Raw genomic sequence first — 23,760 nt, 5'->3', positions numbered from 1 at the left:
CGATCAGAAGAAACTCAAGCCCACGTGGAACAGCTTCTCCACATCGCGAATATGCTTTTTATCCACAAGGAACAGGATCACGTGGTCGCCGGCGGCGATCACCGTGTCGTCGTGGGCGATGATCACTTCTTCATCGCGGATGATGGCGCCGATGGTGGTTCCTGGTGGCAGTGCAATGTTTTCGATGGCCTTGCCGATCACCTTGCTCGACTTCGAATCACCATGGGCCACCGCTTCGATGGCTTCCGCCGCGCCCCGGCGCAACGAGTGCACGCTGACGATATCGCCACGCCGCACGTGGGCCAGCAAGGTGCCGATAGTCGCCAGTTGCGGGCTGATGGCGATGTCGATGTCGCCGCCCTGGATCAGGTCGACGTAGGCCGGGTTGTTGATGATTGTCATCACCTTCTTCGCGCCCAGGCGCTTGGCCAGCAGCGACGACATGATGTTGGCTTCGTCGTCGTTGGTCAGCGCGAGGAAGATGTCCGCGTCGGCGATGTTCTCTTCCAGCAGCAGGTCGCGATCCGACGCGCTGCCCTGCAGCACCACGGTGCTGTCGAGGGTATCGGAGAGGTAGCGGCAACGTGCCGGGTTCATCTCGATGATCTTCACCTGGTAGCGGCTTTCGATGGCCTCGGCCAGCCGTTCGCCGATCTGCCCGCCGCCGGCGATGACGATGCGTTTGTAGCTTTCGTCGAGCCGGCGCATTTCGCTCATCACCGCGCGAATGTTCGCACGGGCAGCGATGAAGAAGACCTCGTCGTCCGCCTCGATCACTGTGTCGCCCTGGGGAAGAATCGGTCGATCGCGGCGGAAAATCGCGGCCACTCGGGTTTCCACATTCGGCATGTGTTCGCGCAACTGGCGCAGTTGCTGACCGACCAGCGGCCCGCCGTAGTAGGCGCGCACCGCGACCAGTTGCGCCTGGCCTTCGGCGAAATCGATCACCTGCAAGGCGCCGGGGTGCTGGATCAGACGCTTGATGTAGTTGGTCACCACCTGCTCGGGACTGATCAGCACGTCGACCGGAATCGCCTCGTTCTGGAACAGTTGCTCCTCGCGGGTGAGGTACGACGCTTCGCGCACCCGGGCAATCTTGGTCGGGGTGTGGAACAGGGTGTGAGCAACCTGGCAGGCGACCATGTTGGTTTCGTCGCTGTTGGTCACCGCCACCAGCATGTCGGCGTCGTCGGCACCGGCCTGACGCAGAATGTTCGGCAACGAGCCACGGCCCTGCACGGTACGGATGTCGAGGCGGTCGCCAAGATCGCGCAGACGGTCGCCGTCAGTGTCGACCACCGTGATGTCATTGGCCTCGCTGGCCAGATGTTCAGCCAGCGAACCGCCGACCTGTCCCGCACCGAGGATGATGATTTTCATCCAGTCACTCCGTTGAATCCGTTTAGCCGCGCGCGGCAGCGATCTTGATCAGCTTGGCGTAGTAGAACCCGTCATGCCCGCCCTGTTGGGCCAGCAATTGGCGACCATGAGGCTGTTTGATTCCGGCGGTGGTAGCCAGATCCAGCTCCCGGGCGCCCGGCGTGCGCTCAAGAAACGCGCCGATGACTTCGGTATTTTCGGTCGGCAAGGCCGAGCAGGTGGCGTAGAGCAGGATGCCGCCCACTTCGAGGGTTTTCCACATCGCGTCGAGCAACTCGCCTTGCAGTTGCGCGAGGGCTGGGATGTCGTCGGCCTGGCGGGTCAGCTTGATGTCCGGATGGCGGCGGATCACGCCGGTTGCCGAGCATGGAGCGTCGAGCAGGATGCGCTGGAACGGTTTGCCGTCCCACCAGGCTGCCGTGTCGCGACCGTCGGCGGCGATCAGTTTGGCGTTCAGGCCGAGACGCTCAAGGTTTTCCTTCACTCGCACCAGACGTTTGGCTTCCAGATCCACCGCCACCACGCCGGCCAGTGCCGGTTCGGCTTCGAGGATGTGGCACGTCTTGCCGCCCGGTGCACAGCAGGCGTCCAGCACCCGTTGGCCCGGTGCGAGGTCGAGCAGGTCGGCGGCCAGTTGTGCGGCTTCGTCTTGCACGCTGATCCAGCCTTCGGCGAAGCCCGGCAGGCTGCGCACGTCGGCGGCGGCCTCCAGCACGATACCGTCGCGGCTGAAAGTGCACGGCTGCGCGGCGATACCCGCTTCAGTCAGCAGACCCAGGTAGGCGTCACGGCTGTGATGACGGCGGTTGACCCGCAGGATCATCGGCGGATGCGCGTTGTTGGCCTCGCAAATCGCTTCCCATTGCTCAGGCCAGAAGGCCTTCAGGGATTTTTGCAGCCAGCGCGGGTGAGCGGTGCGTACCACCGGATCGCGCTCCAGTTCGGCGAAGATCGCCTCATGTTCGCGCTGGGCATTGCGCAGTACGGCGTTGAGCAGACCTTTGGCCCACGGCTTTTTCAGCTTGTCGGCGCAACCGACGGTTTCGCCGATCGCGGCGTGCGGCGGGACGCGGGTGTAGAGCAGTTGATAGAGACCCACCAGCAGCAGCGCCTCGACATCGGCGTCCGCTGCCTTGAACGGCTTCTGCAGCAGTTTTTCCGCCAGCGCCGACAAACGTGGCTGCCAACGGGCGGTGCCGAACGCCAGGTCCTGGGTGAAACCGCGATCGCGATCTTCGACCTTGTCCAGTTGCGTCGGCAGGGAGCTGTTGAGCGAAGCCTTGCCGCTGAGGACAGCGGCGAGTGCCTTGGCGGCGGCCAGACGCGGGTTCATTGCGCACCCACCGCTGTACCCAGCACGGTGCCGGTGGCGAATTTCTCACGACGGCTGTTGAACAGATCGCTGAAGTTCAGCGCCTTGCCGCCGGGCAATTGCAGACGGGTCAGGCACAGCGCCTGTTCGCCACAGGCGACGAGCAGGCCGTCCTTGCTGGCGCCGAGAATCGTGCCCGGTGCGCCTTTGCCTTCGGCCAGTGTCGCCGCCAGCACTTTCAGCGCTTCGCCGTTGAGCGTGCTGTGGGTGATCGGCCATGGATTGAAGGCGCGGACCAGACGTTCCAGCTCAACGGCCGGGCGGCTCCAGTCGATGCGTGCTTCGTCCTTGTTCAGTTTGTGCGCGTAGGTGGCGAGTTCGTCGTTCTGCACTTCGCCTTCCAGGGTGCCAGCGGCCAGACCGGCAATCGCCTGCACCACGGCAGGTGGGCCCATTTCGGCGAGACGGTCATGGAGGCTGCCGCCGGTGTCGTCGGCGCTGATCGGGGTCACGACTTTAAGCAGCATCGGCCCGGTATCGAGGCCGGCTTCCATGCGCATCACGGTCACGCCGCTCTCGGCGTCGCCCGCTTCCACGGCGCGCTGGATCGGCGCCGCACCGCGCCAGCGCGGCAGCAGCGAGGCGTGACTGTTGATGCAACCCAGGCGCGGAATATCCAGCACCGCTTGCGGCAGGATCAGGCCGTAGGCCACCACCACCATCAAATCCGGTTTCAGCGCAGCGAGCTCGGCCTGAGCGTCAGCATTGCGCAGGGTCGGCGGCTGCAACACCTGGATATTGTTTTCCAGGGCGAGCTGTTTGACCGGGCTCGGCATCAGTTTTTGCCCACGACCGGCCGGACGATCCGGTTGGGTGTAGACCGCAACGATCTCGTAAGCGCTGTCCAGCAGGGCCTTGAGGTGTTCGGCGGCGAATTCCGGGGTGCCGGCAAAAACGATGCGCAGTGGCTCAGTCATGGGGGAGTCTCATAAAAAGAAAAAGGCTTGCCGCAGCAAGCCTTTGGAGAGGGGCATCAAGCGTTCTGGCGGTGCTGCTTTTCCAGTTTCTTCTTGATCCGGTCGCGTTTGAGCGTGGACAGGTAATCGACGAACAACTTGCCGTTGAGGTGGTCGCATTCGTGCTGGATGCACACGGCGAGCAAGCCTTCGGCGATCAGTTCGTAAGGCTTGCCGTCGCGGTCCAGAGCCTTGATCTTGACCTTCTGCGGGCGGTCGACGTTTTCGTAGAAACCCGGCACCGAGAGGCAGCCTTCCTGGTATTGCTCCATTTCGTCGGTCAGCGATTCGAACTCGGGGTTGATGAACACCCGCGGTTCGGTGCGGTCTTCGGAAAGGTCCATCACGACGATACGTTTGTGCACGTTGACCTGGGTCGCGGCAAGGCCGATGCCCGGCGCTTCATACATTGTTTCAAACATGTCATCGACCAGCTGACGCACTTCGTCGTCCACTACAGCCACAGGTTTGGCGATAGTGCGCAGACGCGGGTCCGGAAATTCGAGGATGTTCAAAATGGCCATAAGCTTGATTGCTGCACGTGTGAGGTAAAGTCGGGCGATGGCCTGGCGGGTCCGAAGATGCAGGCTACCGTTGTGAAACGTAGCTCCTTGATTTTCAGCATAGAGCAGGGAGCGAGCCACGGGGGCTCTGGCGTTTCACGCGAACGCACATAATAAAGGGATTCACCGCATGAGGAAATCACTACTCGCCCTGCTGTTTCTGGCCTCGGCCGGCGCCGCGCACGGGCAAGTGCAACTCAAGGAAGGTTTTCCACAGCAATACACGGTGGTTTCGGGGGATACACTCTGGGACATCTCCGGTAAATATTTGCGCGAACCCTGGCAGTGGCCGCAGCTGTGGCGAGCCAATCCGCAGATCGAAAACCCCAACCTGATCTACCCCGGCGACACACTGACGCTCAGTTACGTCAACGGTCAGCCGCGCCTGACCGTCAATCGCGGCGAGTCGCGCGGCACCATCAAGTTGTCGCCACGCATCCGTACCAGCCCGGTGGCCGAGGCGATTCCGAGCATTCCGCTCAAATCCATCAACAGCTTTCTGCTGAGCAACCGCATCGTCGACAAGGTCGAGGACTTCGACAAGGCGCCGTACATCGTCGCCGGCGATGCCGAACGGGTGCTCAGCGGCACCGGCGACCGGATCTTCGCCCGTGGACATTTCGACCCGAACCAGCCGGTCTACGGCATCTTCCGCCAGGGTAAGGTCTACACCGATCCGCAGAGCAAGGAGTTTCTGGGGATCAACGCCGACGACATCGGCGGCGGCGAAATCGTCGCCACTGAAGGAGACGTCGCCACCCTCGCCCTGCAACGCACGACCCAGGAAGTGCGTCTCGGCGACCGCTTGTTCAGCGGCGAAGAGCGTTCGATCAACTCGAACTTCATGCCCAGCGCCCCCACCACCGACATCAACGGCCTGATCATCGATGTGCCGCGCGGCGTCACACAGATCGGCGCGATGGACGTGGTGACCCTGAACAAGGGCAAACGCGACGGCCTGGCCGAGGGCAACGTGCTGGTGGTGATGAAAACCGGGGAAACCGTGCGCGACCGGATCACCGGCCAGCCGCTGAAAATCCCGGATGAACGTGCTGGACTGCTGATGGTGTTCCGCACCTACGACAAACTCAGTTACGGCCTCGTGCTGAACGCATCGCGCTCGCTGGCGGTGCTGGACAAAGTGAGAAATCCTTAGCTGGCTTCACAAGTTACCAACAGAGTTATCCACAGCTTGTTCCGAAAGGTTCGGGCTTTATAACGATCAAGGATGATCCATGATGATGCCTGTCTCTGCGTCGGTTTCCCCGGCGGAACTGGAAGCGCGCCTGCGCCTGCACCGCTTGCCGGAAATCGGTCCCAAGCGTTTCACCAAACTGCTCGAAGCCTTCGGCTGTGCCTCAAAGGCGATCAGCGCACCGGCCAGCGCCTGGCGCTCGTTAGGATTGCCGGCGACCAGCGCCGAGGCCAGACGCTGCCCTGAAGTTCGGGACGGCGCCAGCCATGCATTGCGCTGGCTAGAGCGTCCGGATCAACATTTGCTGATGTGGGATCACCCGGATTATCCGGCCTTGCTGGCGCAGATTCCCGATCCACCGCCCCTGCTGTTTGTCGCTGGCGACCCACGGATTCTGGAAAAACCGCAACTGGCGGTGATCGGCAGTCGCCGCGCTTCCCGCCCGGGCATGGACACTGCCGCTGCGTTTTCCCGCAGTCTGGCCGGGGCCGGATTTGTCATCACCAGTGGGCTGGCGCTGGGCATCGATGCGGCGGCGCATCAAGCTGCTGTCGACGTCGGCGGGCAAACGGTCGGCGTGCTCGGTACCGGTCTGGAAAACTTTTATCCACAGCGCAATCGGCGGTTGGCGGACGTGATGATTGCGTCCGGCAGTGCGGTGGTTTCGGAATTTCCTCTGGACACCGGGCCGACGGCCAGCAACTTCCCAAGACGCAATCGGATCATCAGCGGTTTGTCCCTCGGCGTGCTGGTGGTCGAGGCCAGCGTGGCCAGCGGTTCGTTGATCACCGCGCGGCTGGCGGCGGAACAGGGTCGCGAGGTGTACGCCATTCCGGGTTCGATCCACCACCCCGGCGCCCGGGGCTGTCATCAACTGATCCGTGACGGCGCCGTGCTGGTGGAAACCATCGAGCACATTCTCGAAGCCCTGCGCGGCTGGCAACATCTGCCGGTATCCACAGCCGCAGCGAATCCGGACAACCCGTTGTTGCGTCTATTGCACGCCGCGCCGCACACCAGCGAAGGGCTGGCCGACAGCAGTGGCTGGGCGTTACCCAAAGTCCTGGCGGCATTGACCGAATTGGAGATGGATGGCCGCGCGGTGTGCGAAAACGGCCGCTGGTTTGCGCGCGTGAGCTAGGTTTTACATTGAAGATCGGTAAACTGCGCGAAACCTGTTTGCGGAGAGTTTTTCATGGTCAACAGTTGGCGTGTGCAACAAGCCGCACGAGAGATTCGCGCCGGGGCGGTGATTGCCTATCCAACCGAAGCCGTCTGGGGGCTGGGGTGCGATCCTTGGAATGAAGAAGCGGTGGATCGCCTGTTGGCGATCAAGAACCGTTCGGTGGACAAGGGCTTGATCCTGGTCGCCGACAACATTCGTCAGTTCGATTTTCTGTTCGAGGATTTCCCCCAGGACTGGATCGACCGCATGGCCAGCACGTGGCCGGGTCCGAACACCTGGCTGGTGCCGCACCAGAACCTGCTGCCGGAATGGGTGACCGGGGTGCATGACACCGTGGCGCTGCGGGTCAGCGATCATCCGCAGGTGCGGGATCTGTGCTCGCTGGTGGGACCGTTGATTTCGACGTCGGCCAACCCACAAGGGCGGCCTGCGGCGCGAACGCGCTTGCGGGTCGAGCAGTATTTCCGTGGTCAGGTCGATCTGGTGCTCGGCGGAGCGCTTGGCGGTCGCAAGAACCCGAGCCTGATTCGGGATCTGGCCACCGGCAATATCGTGCGCCCGGCCTGAGGCCGGGTGCCTTCAATCGCCGGCTTGCCGGCGATGACGCCTTAAGGCAGTAAAACAGTCGAACCTGTCGTGCGCCGCGCCGACAGCTCGGTCTGCGCTTTCGCCGCATCAGCCAGTGGATAACGCTGGCTGATATCCACTTTCAGCTTGCCGCTGGTGATCATCCCGAACAGCTCATCCGCCATGCGCTGAAGGTTTTCAGCGTTATTGGCGTAGGTCGCCAGGGTCGGCCGGGTGACGTACAGCGAACCTTTTGCCGCGAGAATACCGAGGTTCACCCCGTCCACCGCACCCGAGGCGTTGCCGAAGCTCACCAACAGGCCACGGGGCGCCACGCTGTCCAGCGACGCTGGCCAGGTGTCCTTGCCGACGCCGTCGTAGACCACCGGGACTTTTTTTCCGTCGGTCAACTCCAGTACCCGTTGGGCGACGTTTTCGTGGCTGTAGTCGATGGTTTCCCAGGCGCCGTGGGCCTTGGCGAGATCGGCTTTGGCTTTCGAGCTGACGGTGCCGATCAGCTTCACGCCCAGGGCTTTGGCCCATTGGCAGGCAAGCAAGCCGACGCCGCCGGCCGCTGCGTGGAACAGAATGGTTTCGCCACCCTTGAGTTCGTAGGTCTGGCGCAGCAGGTACTGCACGGTCAGGCCCTTGAGCATCACGCCGGCGGCGGTTTCGAAGCTGATGGCGTCCGGCAGGTGCACCAGATTCGCTTCCGGCAGGACGTGGACGTCGCTGTATGCACCCAGCGGGCCGCTGCCATAAGCCACGCGGTCGCCGACCTTGAACCGGGTGACTTCGCTGCCCACCGCCTCGACAATGCCGGCGCCTTCCGCACCCACGCCCGACGGCAAGGCCGGTGGCGCGTAAAGACCGCTGCGGTAGTAGGTGTCGATGAAGTTCAGGCCGATGGCCTTGTTGCTCACGCGAACCTGCTGCGGACCGGGCTCGGCCGGTTGATAGTCAACGTACTCGAGCACTTCGGGGCCGCCGTGGGCGCGGAACTGGATTCGCTTGGCCATCTGCCTACTCCTTGGGTCATTTGGGAAGGTCCCTATCGAACGCTCATGCTTGATCTTCGTCAACTGCGGCGTGCCGGTTTGCGATGGTATGCTACGCGCCCATTTGCGCGGGGCGCCGCGCAGTTCCGCCCGATCCAAGGTGAAGCCATGACGACCCGCACCGACGCCGTAAAGGCCTATCTGCTCGACCTGCAAGACCGCATCTGCGCCGCGCTGGAAACTGAAGACGGCGGCACGCGCTTCGTCGAAGACGCCTGGACCCGTCCGGCCGGCGGTGGCGGTCGGACCCGGGTGATCGAGAACGGCACGGTGATCGAAAAGGGCGGCGTCAACTTTTCCCACGTCTTCGGCAGTGGCCTGCCACCGTCTGCCAGCGCCCATCGGCCGGAACTGGCCGGGCGTGGTTTCGAAGCCCTTGGTGTGTCGCTGGTGATCCACCCGCACAACCCGCATGTGCCGACGTCCCACGCCAACGTGCGCTTTTTCATCGCCGAGAAGGAAGGTGAAGAACCGGTCTGGTGGTTCGGCGGTGGTTTCGACCTGACCCCGTACTACGGCAACGAAGAAGACTGCATACACTGGCACCGCGTCGCCGAAAAGGCGTGCGCGCCGTTCGGTCCGGACGTCTACCCGCGCTACAAGGCCTGGTGCGACACCTATTTCCACATCAAGCATCGCCACGAGCCGCGCGGCATCGGCGGCCTGTTCTTCGATGACCTGAACGAGTGGGATTTCGACACCAGTTTCGCCTTCATGCGCGCCATCGGCGATGCGTACATCGACGCTTACCTGCCGATCGTGCAGCGCCGCAAGAACGACGCCTTCACCGCCAGGCAGCGTGAGTTCCAGGAATTCCGCCGCGGCCGCTACGTCGAGTTCAACCTGGTTTACGACCGTGGCACCCTGTTCGGCCTGCAATCGGGCGGGCGCACCGAGTCGATCCTGATGTCGCTGCCACCGCAAGTGCGCTGGGCCTACGACTGGAAAGCCGAACCGGGCAGCGAAGAAGCGCGCCTGACCGAGTACTTCCTGCAAGATCGCGACTGGCTGGCCCAGGCCTGAGGACTTCTCATGGATCGTTACGTCGTTTTCGGTAACCCGATCGGCCACAGCAAGTCGCCGATGATTCACAAACTGTTCGCCGAACAGACCGGGCAGAGCCTCGACTACAGCACCCTGCTGGCGCCGCTCGACGATTTTTCCGGCTGCGCCACGGCGTTTTTCCAGGAAGGTCGCGGCGCCAACGTGACCGTGCCGTTCAAGGAAGATGCTTATCGCCTGGCCAACAGCCTGACCGCCCGCGCCGAACGCGCGGGTGCGGTGAACACGCTGAGCAAACTGGCTGACGGCAGCCTGCTCGGCGATAACACCGACGGCGCCGGGCTGGTGCGGGACCTGACGGTCAATGCCGGGTTCAGCCTCACCGGCAAACGCATTCTGCTGCTCGGCGCCGGTGGCGCGGTGCGCGGTGCACTGGAGCCGTTGCTGGCGGAGAAACCGGCCTCGGTGATCATCGCCAACCGCACAGTGGACAAGGCCGAGCTGCTGGCTGAACTGTTTTGTGATCTGGGGCCGGTGTCGGCCAGTGGTTACGACTGGTTGCGTGAACCGGTGGACGTGATCATCAACGCCACCTCCGCCAGCCTCACCGGCGATGTGCCGCCGATTGCAGAAAGCCTGATCGAACCCGGCAAGACCCTGTGCTACGACATGATGTACGGCAAGGAACCGACCGCGTTCTGCCGCTGGGCCAGCGAGCATGGCGCGGGCGTGGTGATGGATGGCTTGGGCATGCTGGCGGAACAGGCGGCGGAAGCCTTCTTCCTGTGGCGCGGTGTGCGTCCCGACACTGCGCCGGTTCTGGCGGAGTTGCGTCGACAACTGACGCTGTAAGGCGCTTTAGTCTTCGAAGCGGATCGGGCATTTCTCCGGCCCTTCGAGTTTGCGCAACTCCTCCACTACCTGTGGTCGCGCCTGACGCAAGGTCAGGCTGCGATCCTGACGCAGCAGGCGCCGGGCCTCCTGATGAAGCATTTCCACGCCTGAATAGTCGATGAAGTTGATCTGCTGCGCCTCGATCACCACCCGCGCGCCCTGCATCCGTTGCAAGCGCACTTGCAGATAGTGGCTGGCGCCGAAAAAGATCGACCCGCCGACCCGCAGCACATCGTCTTCGCCATCGCGCCAGTGCTGCACCCTCGGCTGTGAAGTGCGCTTGAGGTAGAAAAACAGCGAGGCCAGCACGCCGGCATAGATTGCCGTCTGCAACTCCAGCAGCAACGTGGCAACGCAGGTCAGGCTCATCACCACGAATTCCGCCCGGCTGACCCGCAGCAACGCGCGAATGCCGCGATGATCCACCAGTCCCCAGGCGATCAGCAGAATGCTGCCGGCCATGGCCGGAATAGGAATGTGCGCGATCAGCCCGGCACCGAAAATCGCAAACAACGCCACCCACAACGCCGAGAACACCCCGGCCAGCGGCGAGCAGGCCCCGGCCTCATAACTCAGCCCGGAACGGGTGAACGAGCCGGCGGACAGCGATCCCGAAAAGAACGCCCCGACAATGTTCGAAAGACCTTGCGCACGGACTTCCTGATTGGCGTCGAGCAACTGTTGCGAACGTGCGGATATCGAACGGGCAATCGACAGGCTGGTGACCAGCCCGAGCATGCCCACCGCCACGGCGCTGGGCAGCAGGCGCAGGGCCAGGTCCATATCCAGCGGCAATCCACTGAACGGCGGCAAGCGCCCGAAAAACGCGCTGACCAGTTGAACATGGCCGAACATCGCCGGCCACAGCCACACCACCAGACTGCCGAGGACCAAGGTCATCAACAGCGTCGGCCAGCGCGGCAGCCATTGTTTGAGCAACGCACCGACCACCACCGTCGCCACACCAAGAACCAGCGACGGTTTATCCACCGCCCCGAGATGGCGCAGCAGATCCATCAGACTGTCCAGCGCCGTGGCCTTGGCCGGCAGCTCCAGCCCCAGCAGGTTCGGCAATTGACCGATGGCAATCACCACCGCCGCGCCGAGGGTGAAACCCAGCACTACGGAATGTGAGACGAAATTCACCAGCGCGCCGAAGCGCAACAGGCCGAGCAGCCACTGGAAAATCCCGGCAAGGAAGGTCAGCAGCAGGATCAGGGTGATGTAGTCCTGTGATTCCGGCACGGCCAGCGGACTGACACTGGCGAACAGCACAATCGAGATCGCTGCTGTCGGGCCGCAGATCAGATGCCACGACGAGCCCCACAGGCAGGCGATCAACACCGGAACGATGGCGGCGTAGAGCCCGTATTCCGGTGGGAGACCGGCGATCAGGGCGTAGGCAATCGACTGGGGCAACGCGAGAATCGCCCCGCTGAGCCCGACGACCAGGTCCCGCCCGACGCTGGCGCGGGTCTGCCGCGGCAGCCAGGTCAGGAAGGGGAAAAGTGAGCGACGGCTGGGGAGGGCCATGGATCCTCGCGGGTGAAATTTTGCGCATTGTACGCAGCCCGGGACGCGGAGCGTCCATTGCGGCATTCCCACGCAGAGCGTGGGAACGATCGGCCCGCGCAGTTACAGTTTGGCTTTAACTGCCGGCAACGCATCTTTGCCATCCACAGTCTTCACTCCGTCAAGCCACTTATCCAACACCCCCGGATTCGCCTTGATCCACGCCTTCACCGCCTCCGCATTGCTGACCTTCTTGTTCACCACCTCGGCCATGATGCTGTTCTCCATCTCCTGAGTGAACGCAAGATTGGTCAGCAATTTACCCACATTCGGACAGGCTTCGGCGTAACCCTTGCGGGTCAGGGTGTAGACGCTGCCGGTGTCGCCAAAGTACTTCTCGCCGCCCTTGAGGTAATGCATTTTCAGCTGCACGTTCATCGGGTGCGGGGTCCAGCCGAGGAAGGTGACGAATTTCTGTTTCTTCACTGCCCGCGACACTTCGGCGAGCATCGCCTGTTCGCTGGACTCGATCAGCTTCCACTGGCCCAGGTCGAAGTCGTTCTTCTTGATGATCTCTTGCAGCGAGATGTTCGCCGGCGCGCCGGAGCCGATGCCGTAGATCTTCTTCTCGAATTTATCGGCGTACTTGTTCAGGTCGGCAAAGTTATGCACACCCGCGTCCCACACGTAATCCGGCACGGCCAGGGTGAATTCGGTGCCGTCGAGGTTCTTCGCCAGTTGCGTGACGTCACCGGTGGCGACGAACTTGTCGTAGAAGCCCTGCTGCGCCGGCATCCAGTTGCCGAGGAACACGTCGACCTGTCCATCCTTCAAGCCGCCGAAGGTGATCGGCACCGCGAGGGTGTCGACCTTGGCCTTGTAGCCCATGCCATCGAGCAGAAACCCGGTGATGGCGTTGGTCGCGGCAATGTCGCTCCAGCCGGGATCGGCCATTTTCACCGTGTCGCAGCTCTCGGCGAACGCGGATGCGCTGCCCAGTGCCAGCAGACTGACCGTCACGACTGTGGATAACTTGACCATGGACTTCCCCTTAACGTTATTGGTTTTGGCAGGGTTGTGGATAACGGGCCTTGCGCTCCAGGTCATCGAGGTCGATGTGGTTGCGCATGTATTGCTGACTGGCGTCCACCAGCGGCTGGTGATCCCAGCTCTTCAGTTTGCCGATCGTCAGCGCCTCGGCGACGAAACGCCGACGGCGCTGGCTTTCTAGGACTTTGCGGTGGATGGCCGGGATGTCCCACTTGGCCCGCGCTTCGGCGAGAAAATCGTCGAACAGTTGGCGATGTTGTGGCGATTGGCTGAGTTCTTCCTGCTCGCGTGGATCGTTATCCACATCGAAGAGTAGGCAAGGGTCGGTTTCGCTGTAGATAAATTTGAAGGCGCCACGGCGGATCATCATCAGCGGGCTGACGGTGCCTTCGGCCATGTATTCGCCGAACACTTCGTCGTGACCGCCCTGCCCGTTCAGGTGCGGAACCAGCGAGCGGCCGTCCAGCGGCAGATTCGGTTCCAGGCTGCCGCCCGCCAGCTCGACGAAGGTCGGCAACAGGTCGGCGGTGGAGACGGCAGCGCTGACACGGCCCGATTTGAACTGACCGGGTGCACTTATCAACAGGGGAACCCGCGCGGCCATTTCGAACCAGTGCATTTTGTACCAGAGGCCCTTCTCGCCGAGCATGTCGCCATGGTCACCGGAAAATACGATGACGGTGTCATCCATCAGCCCACAATCTTCGAGGGTTTGCAGAAGTTTGCCGACGTTGGCGTCGATATAACTGCAAGCACCGAAGTAGGCACGGCGCGCGTCGCGAATCTTATCCACAGGCAGCGGCTTGTCCCACAGGTCGTAGACCTTGAGCAAACGCTGGGAATGCGGATCGAGTGAATGCTGATCCGGCGTCGTTGGAAGCGGTATATCCGCATCGTCGTACAAATCCCAGAATGCCTTGGGAATCGTGTACGGATCGTGCGGGTGAGTCATCGACACGGTCAGGCAGAACGGCTGGTCGCCGTCCTCGCGGATGTGGTCGAACAGGTATTGCTGAGCCTTGAACACCACCTCTTCATCGAAGTCGAGCTGGTTGGTGCGCACGCACGGCCCGGCCTGCAACACCGAAGACATGTTGTGATACCAGCTCGGCCGCACATCGGGCTCGTCCCAGTTCACCGCCCAGCCGTAGTCGGCCGGGTAGATATCACTGGTCAGGCGCTCTTCGTAACCGTGCAGTTGATCGGGGCCGCAGAAGTGCATCTTGCCGGAGAGCGCGGTGCGGTAACCGAGGCGGCGCAGGTAATGGGCGTAGGTGGGAATGTCGGCGGGGAAATCGGCGGCGTTGTCGTAGGCGCCGATCTTGCTCGGCAATTGCCCGCTGACCAAGGTAAAACGCGACGGTGCGCACAGCGGGCTGTTGCAGTACGCGGCATCGAACACCACGCCTTGTTCGGCGAGGCGGCTGAGATTCGGCAGTTTGATCGGCGACGGGCCGTAGAACGGCAACATTGGCGCGGCCATTTGATCGGCCATGATGAAAAGAATGTTCTTGCGCTTCATGTGATCGCGGCATTCCATAGTGAATATTTATGCGACATTGCTGCGATCGAGCATGGATTCCCCGCAATATCCGGTAAAGCCCGCGCCGGACAATGACTAGGATAAGCACAGCTTATGTATGAAGCCCTCGGTGATTTGTCGCTGGACCTGCTGCGCGCCTTCGAGGCGGCGGCCCGTCATCGCAGTTTTACCGCTGCGGCGGTGGAGCTCGGCACGACCCAACCGGCCATCAGCCAGCAGATCAAGCGGCTTGAAGAACAACTCGGCACGCGGCTGTTCGACCGCATCTACCGGGGCATCGAACTGACCGAGGTCGGATCGATCCTGTTCGAGCAGGTTACCCTCGGTTTGCAGAATATCGACGCAGGATTGAGCGCGATCAGCACGCAGCAGCAACATGAAGTACTGCAGGTCGCCACCGATTTCGCCTTCGCCGCGTATTGGCTGATGCCGCGCCTGCACCGCTTCCATGAAGCTTATCCACAGGTGGACGTGAGCCTGGTCACCAGCGAGCGCAATCACAACATGCTGCGTCCGGATATCGACGTTGCCGTGCTGTTCGGCGACGGTCGCTTCAAGCAGGGCGAAAGTCACTGGTTGTTCAGCGAAGAAGTGTTTCCGGTGTGCAGTCCGCAATTGCTCAAGGATTGCTCCCTGCCCTTGCCGGCCCAGGCATTGATGGAGTTTCCGCTGCTGCACCTGCGCGGGGAAAACAGCAGTAACTGGTTCGACTGGAGCGGCCTGTTCCGCGCGCTGAACATCAGTACGCCGCCGGCCCCGGGCCAGTTGCGCTTCGACAATTACACTTTGTTGATTCAAGCGGCGATTGGCGGTCAGGGCGTGGCAATTGGCTGGCGACACCTTGTGGATAACTTGCTCACTCAGGGTCTGTTGTGCCGGCCGATCGCTGAGACCACCCTGTCGCGCCTCGGTTATTACGTGGTGCTGCCGCAACGCAAACGCCGGGGCGCGTTGATCCAGACGTTCGTGGATTGGCTGATGGCCGAACAGGCGAGCAGCGCCGAATCCCTGGCCGGGCTACCGTTGCCGTCGATTGCTGTGTAACGGATCAAGAAGCGGCGACAAAATCCACGTGCTGGCGCAGATGCAAATTCAGCCGCAGCTCATCGGCAATGCCCACCGCCACCCGGTTCAGGCGCTCCAGCGGTTCGGCCAGACCCGGTTCAAGCGTGCGGCCGACCTGACTGAAATGCTCGATCGTCAGCCCGGCCACGCTGCGCGGTGCATTCACCAGCGTCCAGTGCAGCGGGCTGCTTTGCAGGGCTTCGCGAACCTCTTGAGCGGCGTGGCGTTGCAACGGGTCGGCGTTTTCCGGATCGTCCAGGGCTTCGAATTCGCCGATGACAAACAGCCGCGAGACGTTCGCCGCCTGCAGTCCGTCGATCAGCGCATCCACCGCCAGCACCTGTTCCACAGGCCCCAACACCACGGATTTCTCGACATGATCGCTGCTCAGCGGCAAGCCCGGCGCATTGAGCAGGCAGATCACTGCCGAGCTGCCGGCGACACTCTGGTTGACCCGCTCGGCATCGAGCAGATCGCCGCTTTTGGTGCGCAGCCCCGGCCGTGGGGCGAGCGCCGTCAGATCGTCGAGGATGGCAATGACTTCGTGCTGGCGACGCAGCAGTTCAGCCATCAACGCACTGCCCAGGCTACTCATGGCACCATAGAGCACCACTTTCACCGCCGGGGTTTCGGCATTTTTCATGGCTGAGTTCCCTTTTGTTTTCCCTTGTATGGCGTGTGACATACGGTCAACGGCGAGGGTTCGAACCGATTCAGAGGGTTTGCGATGCAGACGATCAAGGGTTATCACGCCCACGTTTATTACGACGCCAGCACGATCAAACAGGCGCGGGCACTTTGTGAGCAGGCAGCAGCGCTGTTTCCATTGAAGATGGGCCGCGTGCACGAACGCCCGGTGGGCCCGCACCCGGACTGGAGCTGCCAGCTGGCCTTCGGCCCGGAGCTGATCGGCGACGTGCTGCCGTGGCTGGCGCTCAATCGCAAAGGGTTGGTGGTGTTCCTGCACCCGGACACCGGCGATGACTTGCTCGATCACACCGAACACGCGATCTGGATGGGCGCGATGCGGCCGCTGGATCTGTCTGTTTTTTAATCAGATGGTTTCTTCGGGTTCGCCCGGCAAATGCTCGTCCAGATGCAGCCACGGTAACTGGCTGTCGGTCCAGATATGCCGCTCGGCGGCGGCCTGCTCTGGATGATCCAGTGTGGCAATCGTCAGATCGATGCTCTCGGGGCTGAGCAGCGTCACCAGCGCAAGGTGTGCGCCGCAGTTCGGACAGAAAAACCGTGCGCAACTGGTCGACGAGTCATAGCGCGAAGGTTTCCCTGTCAGCCACTGGAAGTTCGCCGCCGGCAGCGTGATCCAGGTGGTGACGATGCCGCCGCTGACCTTTCGACAGATCGAACAATGACAGTGGGCGATGTCGTGCAACGGTCCGCTGAACTGATAGCGGATATGTCCGCAGTGACAGCCACCGCCGTGCAACTCAGTCATCGCCCTGCCCTCCGCTTCCCGTGTTCATTGACTCTAGCCCGCATCCGACGGCCGGTTGGCCGTTCGCCCAAAGCTTTCTTGCGCGAAAGGTAGCTGAAAGGTTCCCCGATTAGGATCGCCCCCACTGCCGGCAACAGACCGGTTGGCCAACGCGTGTGATTGCTCGCACGACAGGCCCAATTAACAACAACAATGGTGATTCTGATGTCCTCTGCAACCCGCCTCTTCGCTGCAACTCCGCCCGTACGCCTCGTGCTTCCCGTTCTGCGCTGATCCCGCCCGATCCGCTCACTTACCTAGCCGCGCTACGCCTGGAGTATTCCCATGCTGACTTTCCTTGGCTTCGCCATGGTCATCACGTTCATGTTCCTGATCATGACCAAGCGCCTGTCTGCGCTGATCGCTCTGATCATCATCCCGATCCTGTTCGCCCTGTTCGGTGGTTTCGCGCCGAAGATCGGCCCGATGATGCTCGAAGGTATTACCAAGCTTGCGCCGACCGGCGTGATGCTGATGTTCGCGATTCTGTATTTCGCCCTGATGATCGACTCCGGACTGTTCGACCCGGCCGTGCGCAAGATCCTCAAACTGGTCAAGGGCGACCCGCTGAAAGTTTCGGTCGGCACCGCCGTACTGGCGCTCGTCGTTTCCCTCGATGGTGACGGCGCGACCACATACATGATCTGCGTGGCCGCGATGCTGCCGCTGTACAGCCGCATCGGCATGAGCCCGCGGATCATGGCCGGTCTGATCATCCTCGCCGGCGGCGTGATGAACATGACCCCATGGGGTGGCCCGACCGCCCGTGCCGCCAGTGCGCTGCACGTGGACCCGTCGGACATCTTCGTACCGATGATCCCGGCGATGGCTGCCGGTGTGGTAGCGATCCTGATCATTGCCTACTTCTACGGCAAACGTGAGCGTGCGCGTCTGGGTGAGCTGCACCTGATCGGCGACGAAATCGATCACAGCGAAATCAGCGTCTCGCAATTCCCGGATGCCCGTCGTCCGAAACTGATCTGGTTCAACGGCCTGCTGACTCTGGCCCTGATGTGCACCCTGATCGCCGGCCTGCTGCCGCTGCCGGTGCTGTTCATGGTGGCGTTCAGTATTGCCATGATCGTCAACTACCCTTGCCTGCAGATGCAGAAGGATCGCGTCGCGGCCCACGCTGGCAGCGTGCTGTCGGTGGTCAGTCTGATCTTCGCGGCGGGCATTTTCACCGGTATCCTGTCGGGCACCGGCATGGTCGATGCCATGTCGAAAAGCCTGCTGGCGGTGATCCCTGATTTCCTCGGCCCGTACCTGGCGGTGATCACGGCGCTGGTGAGCATGCCGTTCACGTTCTTCATGTCGAACGACGCGTTCTACTACGGTGTGTTGCCGGTGTTGTCCGAAGCGGCCAGCCATTACGGCATTACCGCAGTGGAAATGGCCCGCGCTTCGATCGTCGGCCAGCCGGTTCACCTGCTGAGCCCCCTGGTGCCGTCGACATACCTGCTGGTGGCACTGGCGGGGATCGAGTTCGGCGATCATCAGCGTTTCACCCTGAAGTGGGCAGTGCTGGTCTGCCTGTGCATACTGGTCGCAGCCTTGCTGTTGGGGACTTTCCCGCTGTTCAGCACGTTGTAACGGCACCAAACTCACCCGGACGCCAGCTGATTGCTGGCGTCCTGGTTTAACACTCGCTCAAAGGAATACACATGGAATGGCTGACCAACCCTGAGATTTGGGTTGCCTTCTTCACCCTGACCGCCCTGGAAATCGTTCTGGGCATCGATAACATCATCATGATTTCGATCCTGGTCAGCCGCATGCCCAAACACATGCAGCAGCGCACCCGGATCTTCGGTCTTGGCCTGGCCATGATCACGCGGATCCTGTTGCTGCTGTCGATCACCTGGGTCATGCGCCTCACCGCCGACCTGTTCGAAGTGTTCGGCCAGGGCATTTCCGGCCGCGACCTGATCCTGTTCTTCGGTGGCCTGTTCCTGCTGTGGAAAAGCTCCCAGGAGATGTACCACGCACTGGAAGGTGAAGACGAAAGCGACGACGAGCCTTCGGGCAAGGGCGGCAACTTCCTCTACACCATCATCCAGATCGCGATCATCGACATCGTGTTCTCGCTGGACTCGGTGATCACCGCCGTCGGCATGGTGTCCCACGTACCGGTGATGGTCGCGGCGATCATCGTGGCGGTGCTGGTGATGATGGCGGCCTCGGGCAAGATCAGCGAATTCATCGATAAGCACCCGTCGCTGAAAATGCTCGCGCTGTCGTTCCTGCTGGTGGTCGGTACCGTGCTGATTGCCGAATCGTTCGACGTGCACGTACCGAAAGGCTACGTCTACTTCGCCATGGCGTTCTCGCTGGCGGTCGAGGCGATCAACATCAAGATGCGCACCGCCATCGCGAAAAAACGCAAACAGCAGGATCCGGTGAAACTGCGCAAGGATATTCCGGGTCAGTAACCCGAATGCTGCACTGATGATCAAAGGGCCTTCGGGCCCTTTTTTCATGGCCGCATGAACCTGTTTTCATGACACTTTTGTTTCAATCCCCGCTTTAGCTGTGCAATGCTGGCGCCCAGACCGTTAGCCAACTACAGCTTAAGTATCAGAACGTAGAAATTGCGCGGTACCGTCAACTTGCCCCTCTGGGGCGCTGCCATTACAGGGGGTCTGCATGCTCACCCTGCTCAATTTGCTGTCTGCCGTGGCCCTGCTGATCTGGGGCACGCACATCGTTCGTACCGGCATCCTGCGGGTGTACGGCACCAATCTGCGCCACGTGATCGGCCAGAACATGTCCAGGCGCTGGCTGGCCTTTGTCGCCGGCATCGTTGTCACTGCGATGGTGCAGAGCAGCAACGCCACCGCCATGCTCGTGACGTCCTTTGTCGGTCAGGGCCTGATGGCGTTGACCCCGGCCCTGGCGACCATGCTCGGTGCCGATGTCGGTACGGCGCTGATGGCGCGGGTGCTGACGTTCGACCTGTCGTGGCTGTCGCCGCTGCTGATTTTTATCGGGGTGATTTTCTTTCTGTCGCGCAAACAGACCCGGCTCGGGCAGATGGGCCGCGTGTCCATTGGGCTTGGGCTGATCATTCTGGCGCTGCAATTGATCGTCGAGGCCGCTGCGCCGATCACCCATGCCCAAGGGGTGAAGGTGATTTTCGCGTCGCTGACTGGCGATATCCTGCTCGACGCTCTGGTGGGCGCGCTGTTCGCGATGATTTCCTACTCCAGTCTGGCGGCCGTGCTGCTGACCGCCACGCTCGCCGGCGCTGCGGTGATCAGTCTGCCGGTGGCGATCGGTCTGGTGATTGGTGCCAACATCGGCAGCGGCGTGCTGGCGTTCATGAGCACCAGCATGCAGAACGCCGCCGGCCGGCAGGTGGCGCTGGGCAGCCTGCTGTACAAACTGATCGGGCTGCTGCTGATCATTCCGGTGCTCGACCCGCTGGTGCACTGGATCGACAGCCTGGATTTCAGCCCCCAGGAAATGGTCATCGGCTTCCATCTGCTCTACAACACCGCGCGCTGCCTGATCCTGCTCCCGAGCGTCGGCCCGATGGCGCGGCTGTGTGCCTGGCTGCTGCCGGAGCGCCCCGAGGTCAATGGCACCGCCAAGCCCCGTCACCTTGATCCCACCGCGCTGGTCACGCCGAGTCTGGCGCTGGCCAACGCCGCCCGGGAAACCCTGCGCATGGGCGACCTGATCGACAACATGCTCGACGCGACCCTCGACGTGCTGCGCGGCAAGCAGACCGCCGTCACCCAGGAAATGCGCAAGCTGACCGATGATGTCGAAGCGCTGTACAGCGCGATCAAGCTGTACCTGGCGCAGATGCCCCGCGAGGATCTCGGCGAACAGGACAGTCGGCGCTGGGCGGAAATTATCGAGCTGGCGATCAACCTTAAACTCGCCAGCGACCTGATCGAACGCATGCTGCGCAAGGTGCAGCAGCAGAAGACTTCGCAACGCCGGTCGTTTTCCGAAGACGGGCTGGAAGAATTGGCCGGCCTGCACCAGCAATTGATCGCCAACCTGCGGCTCGGGCTGTCGGTGTTCCTCAGCGGCGACAAGGAGAGCGCCCGCCAGTTGCTGCGCGAGAAACGGCGCTTTCGCGCACAGGAACGACGTCTGGCCCACGCCCATGTCAGCCGGTTGCAACGCAAGATCGTGCAGAGTATCGAGACCAGTTCGTTGCACCTGGAGTTGATTGCCGACATGAAACGCCTGAACTCGCTGTTCTGCAGCAGCGCCTATGTGGTGCTGGAAACTTCCGATACCGGCGCGCTGGCGGCGGACGATATGGCGGACATCACGCATTCGCCTTGAACGTCTGGGGTTGCGGTCAGTCAGTAACTCAAGGTTTGGCCTCGCGGCCGGACTGACGACACGGATCTCCAATTCAGCCGTATGGAAGCTCGTTATGCGTTGCCTGTTGTTCGCCTGTCTGCTGCTCGGTTCCCTGCCCGCCTTCGCCCTGGATCGTTTTCAGGTCGAAGGCTATGCGCTGCCCAACGGTTTGCAATTGCTGCTCAAGCCCGGCACCGAGCGTGGGCACGTGGCGATCCGGCTGGTGATCGGTGTCGGTCTCGACGATTTCGACTGCAATGAAAAGGAGCTGCCGCACCTGCTCGAACACTTGCTGTTCAGCGGCATCGACGCCACCGGCGAAGGTGGCCTCGAAGAACGCATGCAGGCCCTCGGCGGTGACTGGAACGCTTTCACCAGCAACGCCGATACCACGTTCGTCATCGAAGCCCCTGCGAAAAACCAGCGCAAGGTCCTCGACCTGCTGCTGGCACTGCTGACCCAGACCCGCTTCGACGACAACGCGATCAACGCCGCCAAGCGGGTGGTCGAGCGCGAGGACGGTGGTCACTACACCCGCCTGCAGCGCTTCCTCGACCGGCAGGACCTGGGCCACACTGCAAGCAATCAACTGGCGGTCGAGCTGGGCCTGAAATGCCCGCAGCGGGCCGAAGTCGATGGCCTGACCCGCGAGCAGCTGGATAAGGTGCGCAAGGCCTGGTACGCGCCGAACAACATGACCCTGATCGTCGTCGGTGACCTCGACAAACTGCTGCCGGCCTATCTGGAACGGGCGTGGGGCGCGCTCGAAGCGGTCGAGCCGAGCGAGCACCGTCCATTGCCTGACATCCGCGCCAGCGCCGCCCACGAACGCACGATCACTCGCGGCTTCATCGGCAACAGCGCCAAGCTGCACTGGCTGGTGCCGGAGCCGGTGCTGGACGATCAGTACGATGAAACCTTCGACCTGCTCAAGGAATACCTGGAGTGGGCGCTGTACCGCCAATTGCGCCTGAACCACGGTTTGTCCTACGGGCCGTGGGCCGAGCGCGAAGTGTTCGGCGGTGTCGGCTTCATGAGCCTCAACGCCGATCTGGATCGCGGTGACATCGCCGAAGCCGAACAAGTGCTGGAAGACCTCAAGGCCGGCCTGCTGAAAAACGGCCTCGACGCCGACACCTTCAATCGCTTGAAACAAGCCGCCATCGCCCATCAGGCCTGGGCCGTGCAAGGCACCAGTGCATTGGCCGATTACTACTGGAGCGCGCTGGGCGACTACGAGGATGGCCGCTTTGCCGATCCTGCGCGGGAGCTGCAAGGCGTGACGCTGGAGGCGGCGAACAAGGCCATGCGCGAGTTGTTGCTGCAACCGGGTTATCTGCGGATCGAGAAACCGCTGCTCAGCGACGATCAAGTGTTGTGGCTGCTGGCGGGCGGATTGGGCGTGCTGGTGCTGATTCTGCTCGGCTGGCACCTGCATCGGCGCAATTCCGTGGATCCGGAATGACCGGCAGCCTCGCCACGGGGCCCGGCGGGCGGTACTCTGTCGAGGTTTTTTTCCTATCCAGTCGTGAACCACCCCCATGTCTAAATTGACCCTCCTGATCCAGCGCATTCTCGAACTGATGAAGCGCTACCCCGGGGTCATTGCGCTCGGTGGTTTCATCTCCGGGGTCGGCAGCTTCATTCTGGTCGACCGGCAACAGGGCCTGGCGAGCTGGATCACCACGATCATGCTGCTGAGCTGGATCTGGCTGATGCTGGAAAACAGCCTGACCAGGCTGTTCACAAGGATCTTCAAACGGGAAATCCCCCAGCCGCTGCTGCGTTACGCGACGCAGATGATCCACCAGGAAAGCCTGTTTTTCGTCCTGCCGTTCTTCTTCATCACCACCACCTGGAACAGCGGCCAGCTGTTTTTCACCGGGCTGTTGTGCATCGCGGCGCTGATCTCGATCGTCGACCCGCTCTACTACAAGTGGCTGGCGCCACGGCGCTGGGCGTTCCTCGCGCTGCATACCCTGACCCTGTTCGCCGCCCTGCTCACGGCGCTGCCGGTGATCATGCACCTGACCACCTCGCAGAGCTTCAAATGGGCACTGGGGATTGCGGTGCTGCTGTCGTTCCCGAGCCTGGCGTCGATCTTCCCGATCCGCACCGTACGCAATGCCTTGGCGATCCTGTGTATCACGGTCGGCATCGGTGGCGTGGGCTGGGTCCTGCGTTCGTGGGTGCCGCCGGCGACGCTATGGATGACCGACGTGGCGATCAGCACTCAGGTGCAGGACCGGGTTCCGGGCGCCAGCCTCAAGGAAGTCAGCGCCGAGCAGATCCGTGGTGGCGGGCTCTACGCCTACACCGCGATCAACGCGCCGCGCGGGCTCGACGAGCGGATTTATCACGTCTGGCAGTTCAACGGCAAAGAGGTCGACCGCATCGCCCTCGACATTCACGGCGGGCGCAAGGAAGGCTACCGGGCCTGGACCCACAAGCAGAACTTCCCCGGCAACCCGGCGGGCAAGTGGCAGGTGCGGGTGTTGACCGAGGACGGACAGGTGATCGGCGTGCTGCGCTTCGAGGTCACGGACAGCACACCGACCAAAGAAAAGTAACCGGGTTCGTGCTATTACGTAGGTTC

At 62.1% G+C, this 23,760-nt stretch carries 22 protein-coding genes; 12 read left to right on the top strand and 10 right to left on the bottom strand.

Annotated features, from left to right (window positions below; translation table 11 throughout):
• Nucleotides 1–3 precede the first annotated feature (3 nt).
• Genes trkA through def form a run of 4 tightly spaced genes read right to left on the bottom strand, consistent with a single transcriptional unit; the run spans nt 4 to nt 4,232 of the window.
• Complete coding sequence (trkA, locus tag JKA62_RS23440; RefSeq protein WP_085606334.1) at nt 4–1,380, bottom strand: Trk system potassium transporter TrkA; 1,377 nt, start codon at nt 1,378–1,380, stop codon at nt 4–6.
• Nucleotides 1,381–1,402: 22 nt separating this feature from the next.
• On the bottom strand, nt 1,403–2,713 hold the full coding sequence (rsmB, locus tag JKA62_RS23435) for a 16S rRNA (cytosine(967)-C(5))-methyltransferase RsmB (RefSeq protein WP_201819672.1): 1,311 nt from the start codon (nt 2,711–2,713) through the stop codon (nt 1,403–1,405).
• Nucleotides 2,710–3,669: a methionyl-tRNA formyltransferase gene (gene fmt / locus JKA62_RS23430; protein ID WP_201819669.1), complete on the bottom strand. Its 960-nt coding sequence runs from the start codon at nt 3,667–3,669 to the stop codon at nt 2,710–2,712. Before fmt ends, rsmB begins: the two co-directional genes overlap by 4 nt.
• Before the next feature lie 56 nt (nt 3,670–3,725).
• On the bottom strand, nt 3,726–4,232 hold the full coding sequence (gene def / locus JKA62_RS23425) for a peptide deformylase (protein WP_007954104.1): 507 nt from the start codon (nt 4,230–4,232) through the stop codon (nt 3,726–3,728).
• Nucleotides 4,233–4,401: 169 nt separating this feature from the next.
• On the opposite strand from def, the gene JKA62_RS23420 reads away from it, so the two are divergent.
• The 3 genes from JKA62_RS23420 (at nt 4,402) to JKA62_RS23410 (ending at nt 7,219) form a co-directional block, all read left to right on the top strand.
• Nucleotides 4,402–5,427 (top strand): LysM peptidoglycan-binding domain-containing protein, encoded by a 1,026-nt coding sequence (locus tag JKA62_RS23420; RefSeq protein WP_201819666.1) that lies wholly within the window; start codon nt 4,402–4,404, stop codon nt 5,425–5,427.
• Nucleotides 5,428–5,506: 79 nt separating this feature from the next.
• The gene (gene dprA / locus JKA62_RS23415; protein WP_201819662.1) at nt 5,507–6,607 is read left to right on the top strand and encodes a DNA-processing protein DprA; all 1,101 of its coding nucleotides are present in this window, start codon (nt 5,507–5,509) and stop codon (nt 6,605–6,607) included.
• A 54-nt stretch (nt 6,608–6,661) separates the two neighbouring features.
• Entirely contained in the window at nt 6,662–7,219 is a 558-nt protein-coding gene (locus tag JKA62_RS23410) for an L-threonylcarbamoyladenylate synthase (protein WP_011331748.1), read from the top strand.
• Nucleotides 7,220–7,260: 41 nt separating this feature from the next.
• On the opposite strand, the gene JKA62_RS23405 is transcribed toward JKA62_RS23410, so the two are convergent.
• On the bottom strand, nt 7,261–8,238 hold the full coding sequence (locus JKA62_RS23405; RefSeq protein WP_011331749.1) for an NADPH:quinone reductase: 978 nt from the start codon (nt 8,236–8,238) through the stop codon (nt 7,261–7,263).
• Nucleotides 8,239–8,385: 147 nt separating this feature from the next.
• Here JKA62_RS23405 and hemF point away from each other — a divergent pair, with 147 nt between their 5' ends.
• Both hemF and aroE read left to right on the top strand, forming a co-directional pair.
• Complete coding sequence (gene hemF, locus JKA62_RS23400) at nt 8,386–9,300, top strand: oxygen-dependent coproporphyrinogen oxidase (protein WP_011331750.1); 915 nt, start codon at nt 8,386–8,388, stop codon at nt 9,298–9,300.
• A 9-nt stretch (nt 9,301–9,309) separates the two neighbouring features.
• Nucleotides 9,310–10,131 (top strand): shikimate dehydrogenase, encoded by an 822-nt coding sequence (aroE, locus tag JKA62_RS23395; protein ID WP_201819659.1) that lies wholly within the window; start codon nt 9,310–9,312, stop codon nt 10,129–10,131.
• Between the two features lie 6 nt (nt 10,132–10,137).
• Here aroE and JKA62_RS23390 read toward each other — a convergent pair whose 3' ends face one another.
• The 3 genes from JKA62_RS23390 to betC form a co-directional block, all read right to left on the bottom strand.
• Nucleotides 10,138–11,706, bottom strand: coding sequence for a SulP family inorganic anion transporter (locus tag JKA62_RS23390; RefSeq protein ID WP_201819657.1), 1,569 nt, complete (start codon nt 11,704–11,706; stop codon nt 10,138–10,140).
• 102 nt (nt 11,707–11,808) lie between these two features.
• Entirely contained in the window at nt 11,809–12,726 is a 918-nt protein-coding gene (gene choX / locus JKA62_RS23385; RefSeq protein ID WP_011331753.1) for a choline ABC transporter substrate-binding protein, read from the bottom strand.
• Nucleotides 12,727–12,742: 16 nt separating this feature from the next.
• Nucleotides 12,743–14,257: a choline-sulfatase gene (betC, locus tag JKA62_RS23380; RefSeq protein ID WP_201819654.1), complete on the bottom strand. Its 1,515-nt coding sequence runs from the start codon at nt 14,255–14,257 to the stop codon at nt 12,743–12,745.
• A 114-nt stretch (nt 14,258–14,371) separates the two neighbouring features.
• On the opposite strand from betC, the gene JKA62_RS23375 reads away from it, so the two are divergent.
• Complete coding sequence (locus JKA62_RS23375) at nt 14,372–15,322, top strand: choline sulfate utilization transcriptional regulator (RefSeq protein WP_201819651.1); 951 nt, start codon at nt 14,372–14,374, stop codon at nt 15,320–15,322.
• Between the two features lie 4 nt (nt 15,323–15,326).
• Here the strand turns inward: JKA62_RS23375 and JKA62_RS23370 are convergent, their stop codons facing one another.
• Nucleotides 15,327–15,986, bottom strand: coding sequence for an NAD(P)-dependent oxidoreductase (locus JKA62_RS23370; RefSeq protein ID WP_011331756.1), 660 nt, complete (start codon nt 15,984–15,986; stop codon nt 15,327–15,329).
• A gap of 84 nt (nt 15,987–16,070) precedes the next feature.
• On the opposite strand from JKA62_RS23370, the gene JKA62_RS23365 reads away from it, so the two are divergent.
• The gene (locus tag JKA62_RS23365) at nt 16,071–16,397 is read left to right on the top strand and encodes a DOPA 4,5-dioxygenase family protein (protein WP_011331757.1); all 327 of its coding nucleotides are present in this window, start codon (nt 16,071–16,073) and stop codon (nt 16,395–16,397) included.
• On the opposite strand, the gene JKA62_RS23360 is transcribed toward JKA62_RS23365, so the two are convergent.
• Entirely contained in the window at nt 16,398–16,799 is a 402-nt protein-coding gene (locus JKA62_RS23360; protein WP_011331758.1) for a GFA family protein, read from the bottom strand.
• Between the two features lie 324 nt (nt 16,800–17,123).
• On the opposite strand from JKA62_RS23360, the gene JKA62_RS23355 reads away from it, so the two are divergent.
• From JKA62_RS23355 to JKA62_RS23335, 5 genes are all read left to right on the top strand, one after another.
• Nucleotides 17,124–18,431, top strand: a complete 1,308-nt coding sequence (locus JKA62_RS23355; protein WP_007954069.1) for a CitMHS family transporter — start codon at nt 17,124–17,126, stop codon at nt 18,429–18,431.
• Between the two features lie 71 nt (nt 18,432–18,502).
• Nucleotides 18,503–19,270 (top strand): TerC family protein, encoded by a 768-nt coding sequence (locus JKA62_RS23350; protein ID WP_011331759.1) that lies wholly within the window; start codon nt 18,503–18,505, stop codon nt 19,268–19,270.
• 214 nt (nt 19,271–19,484) lie between these two features.
• Nucleotides 19,485–21,143 (top strand): Na/Pi cotransporter family protein, encoded by a 1,659-nt coding sequence (locus JKA62_RS23345; RefSeq protein WP_011331761.1) that lies wholly within the window; start codon nt 19,485–19,487, stop codon nt 21,141–21,143.
• A gap of 94 nt (nt 21,144–21,237) precedes the next feature.
• Nucleotides 21,238–22,629, top strand: a complete 1,392-nt coding sequence (locus tag JKA62_RS23340; RefSeq protein ID WP_201819648.1) for a M16 family metallopeptidase — start codon at nt 21,238–21,240, stop codon at nt 22,627–22,629.
• Between the two features lie 76 nt (nt 22,630–22,705).
• Nucleotides 22,706–23,734, top strand: coding sequence for a DUF5924 family protein (locus tag JKA62_RS23335; RefSeq protein WP_011331763.1), 1,029 nt, complete (start codon nt 22,706–22,708; stop codon nt 23,732–23,734).
• Nucleotides 23,735–23,760 lie beyond the last annotated feature (26 nt).

Origin of the sequence: Pseudomonas sp. B7 (assembly GCF_016735645.1) — a bacterium.
In the GTDB taxonomy this organism is placed as follows: Bacteria; Pseudomonadota; Gammaproteobacteria; order Pseudomonadales; family Pseudomonadaceae; genus Aquipseudomonas; species Aquipseudomonas glycinae.
This window is presented reverse-complemented; position numbering and strand designations above follow the sequence as displayed.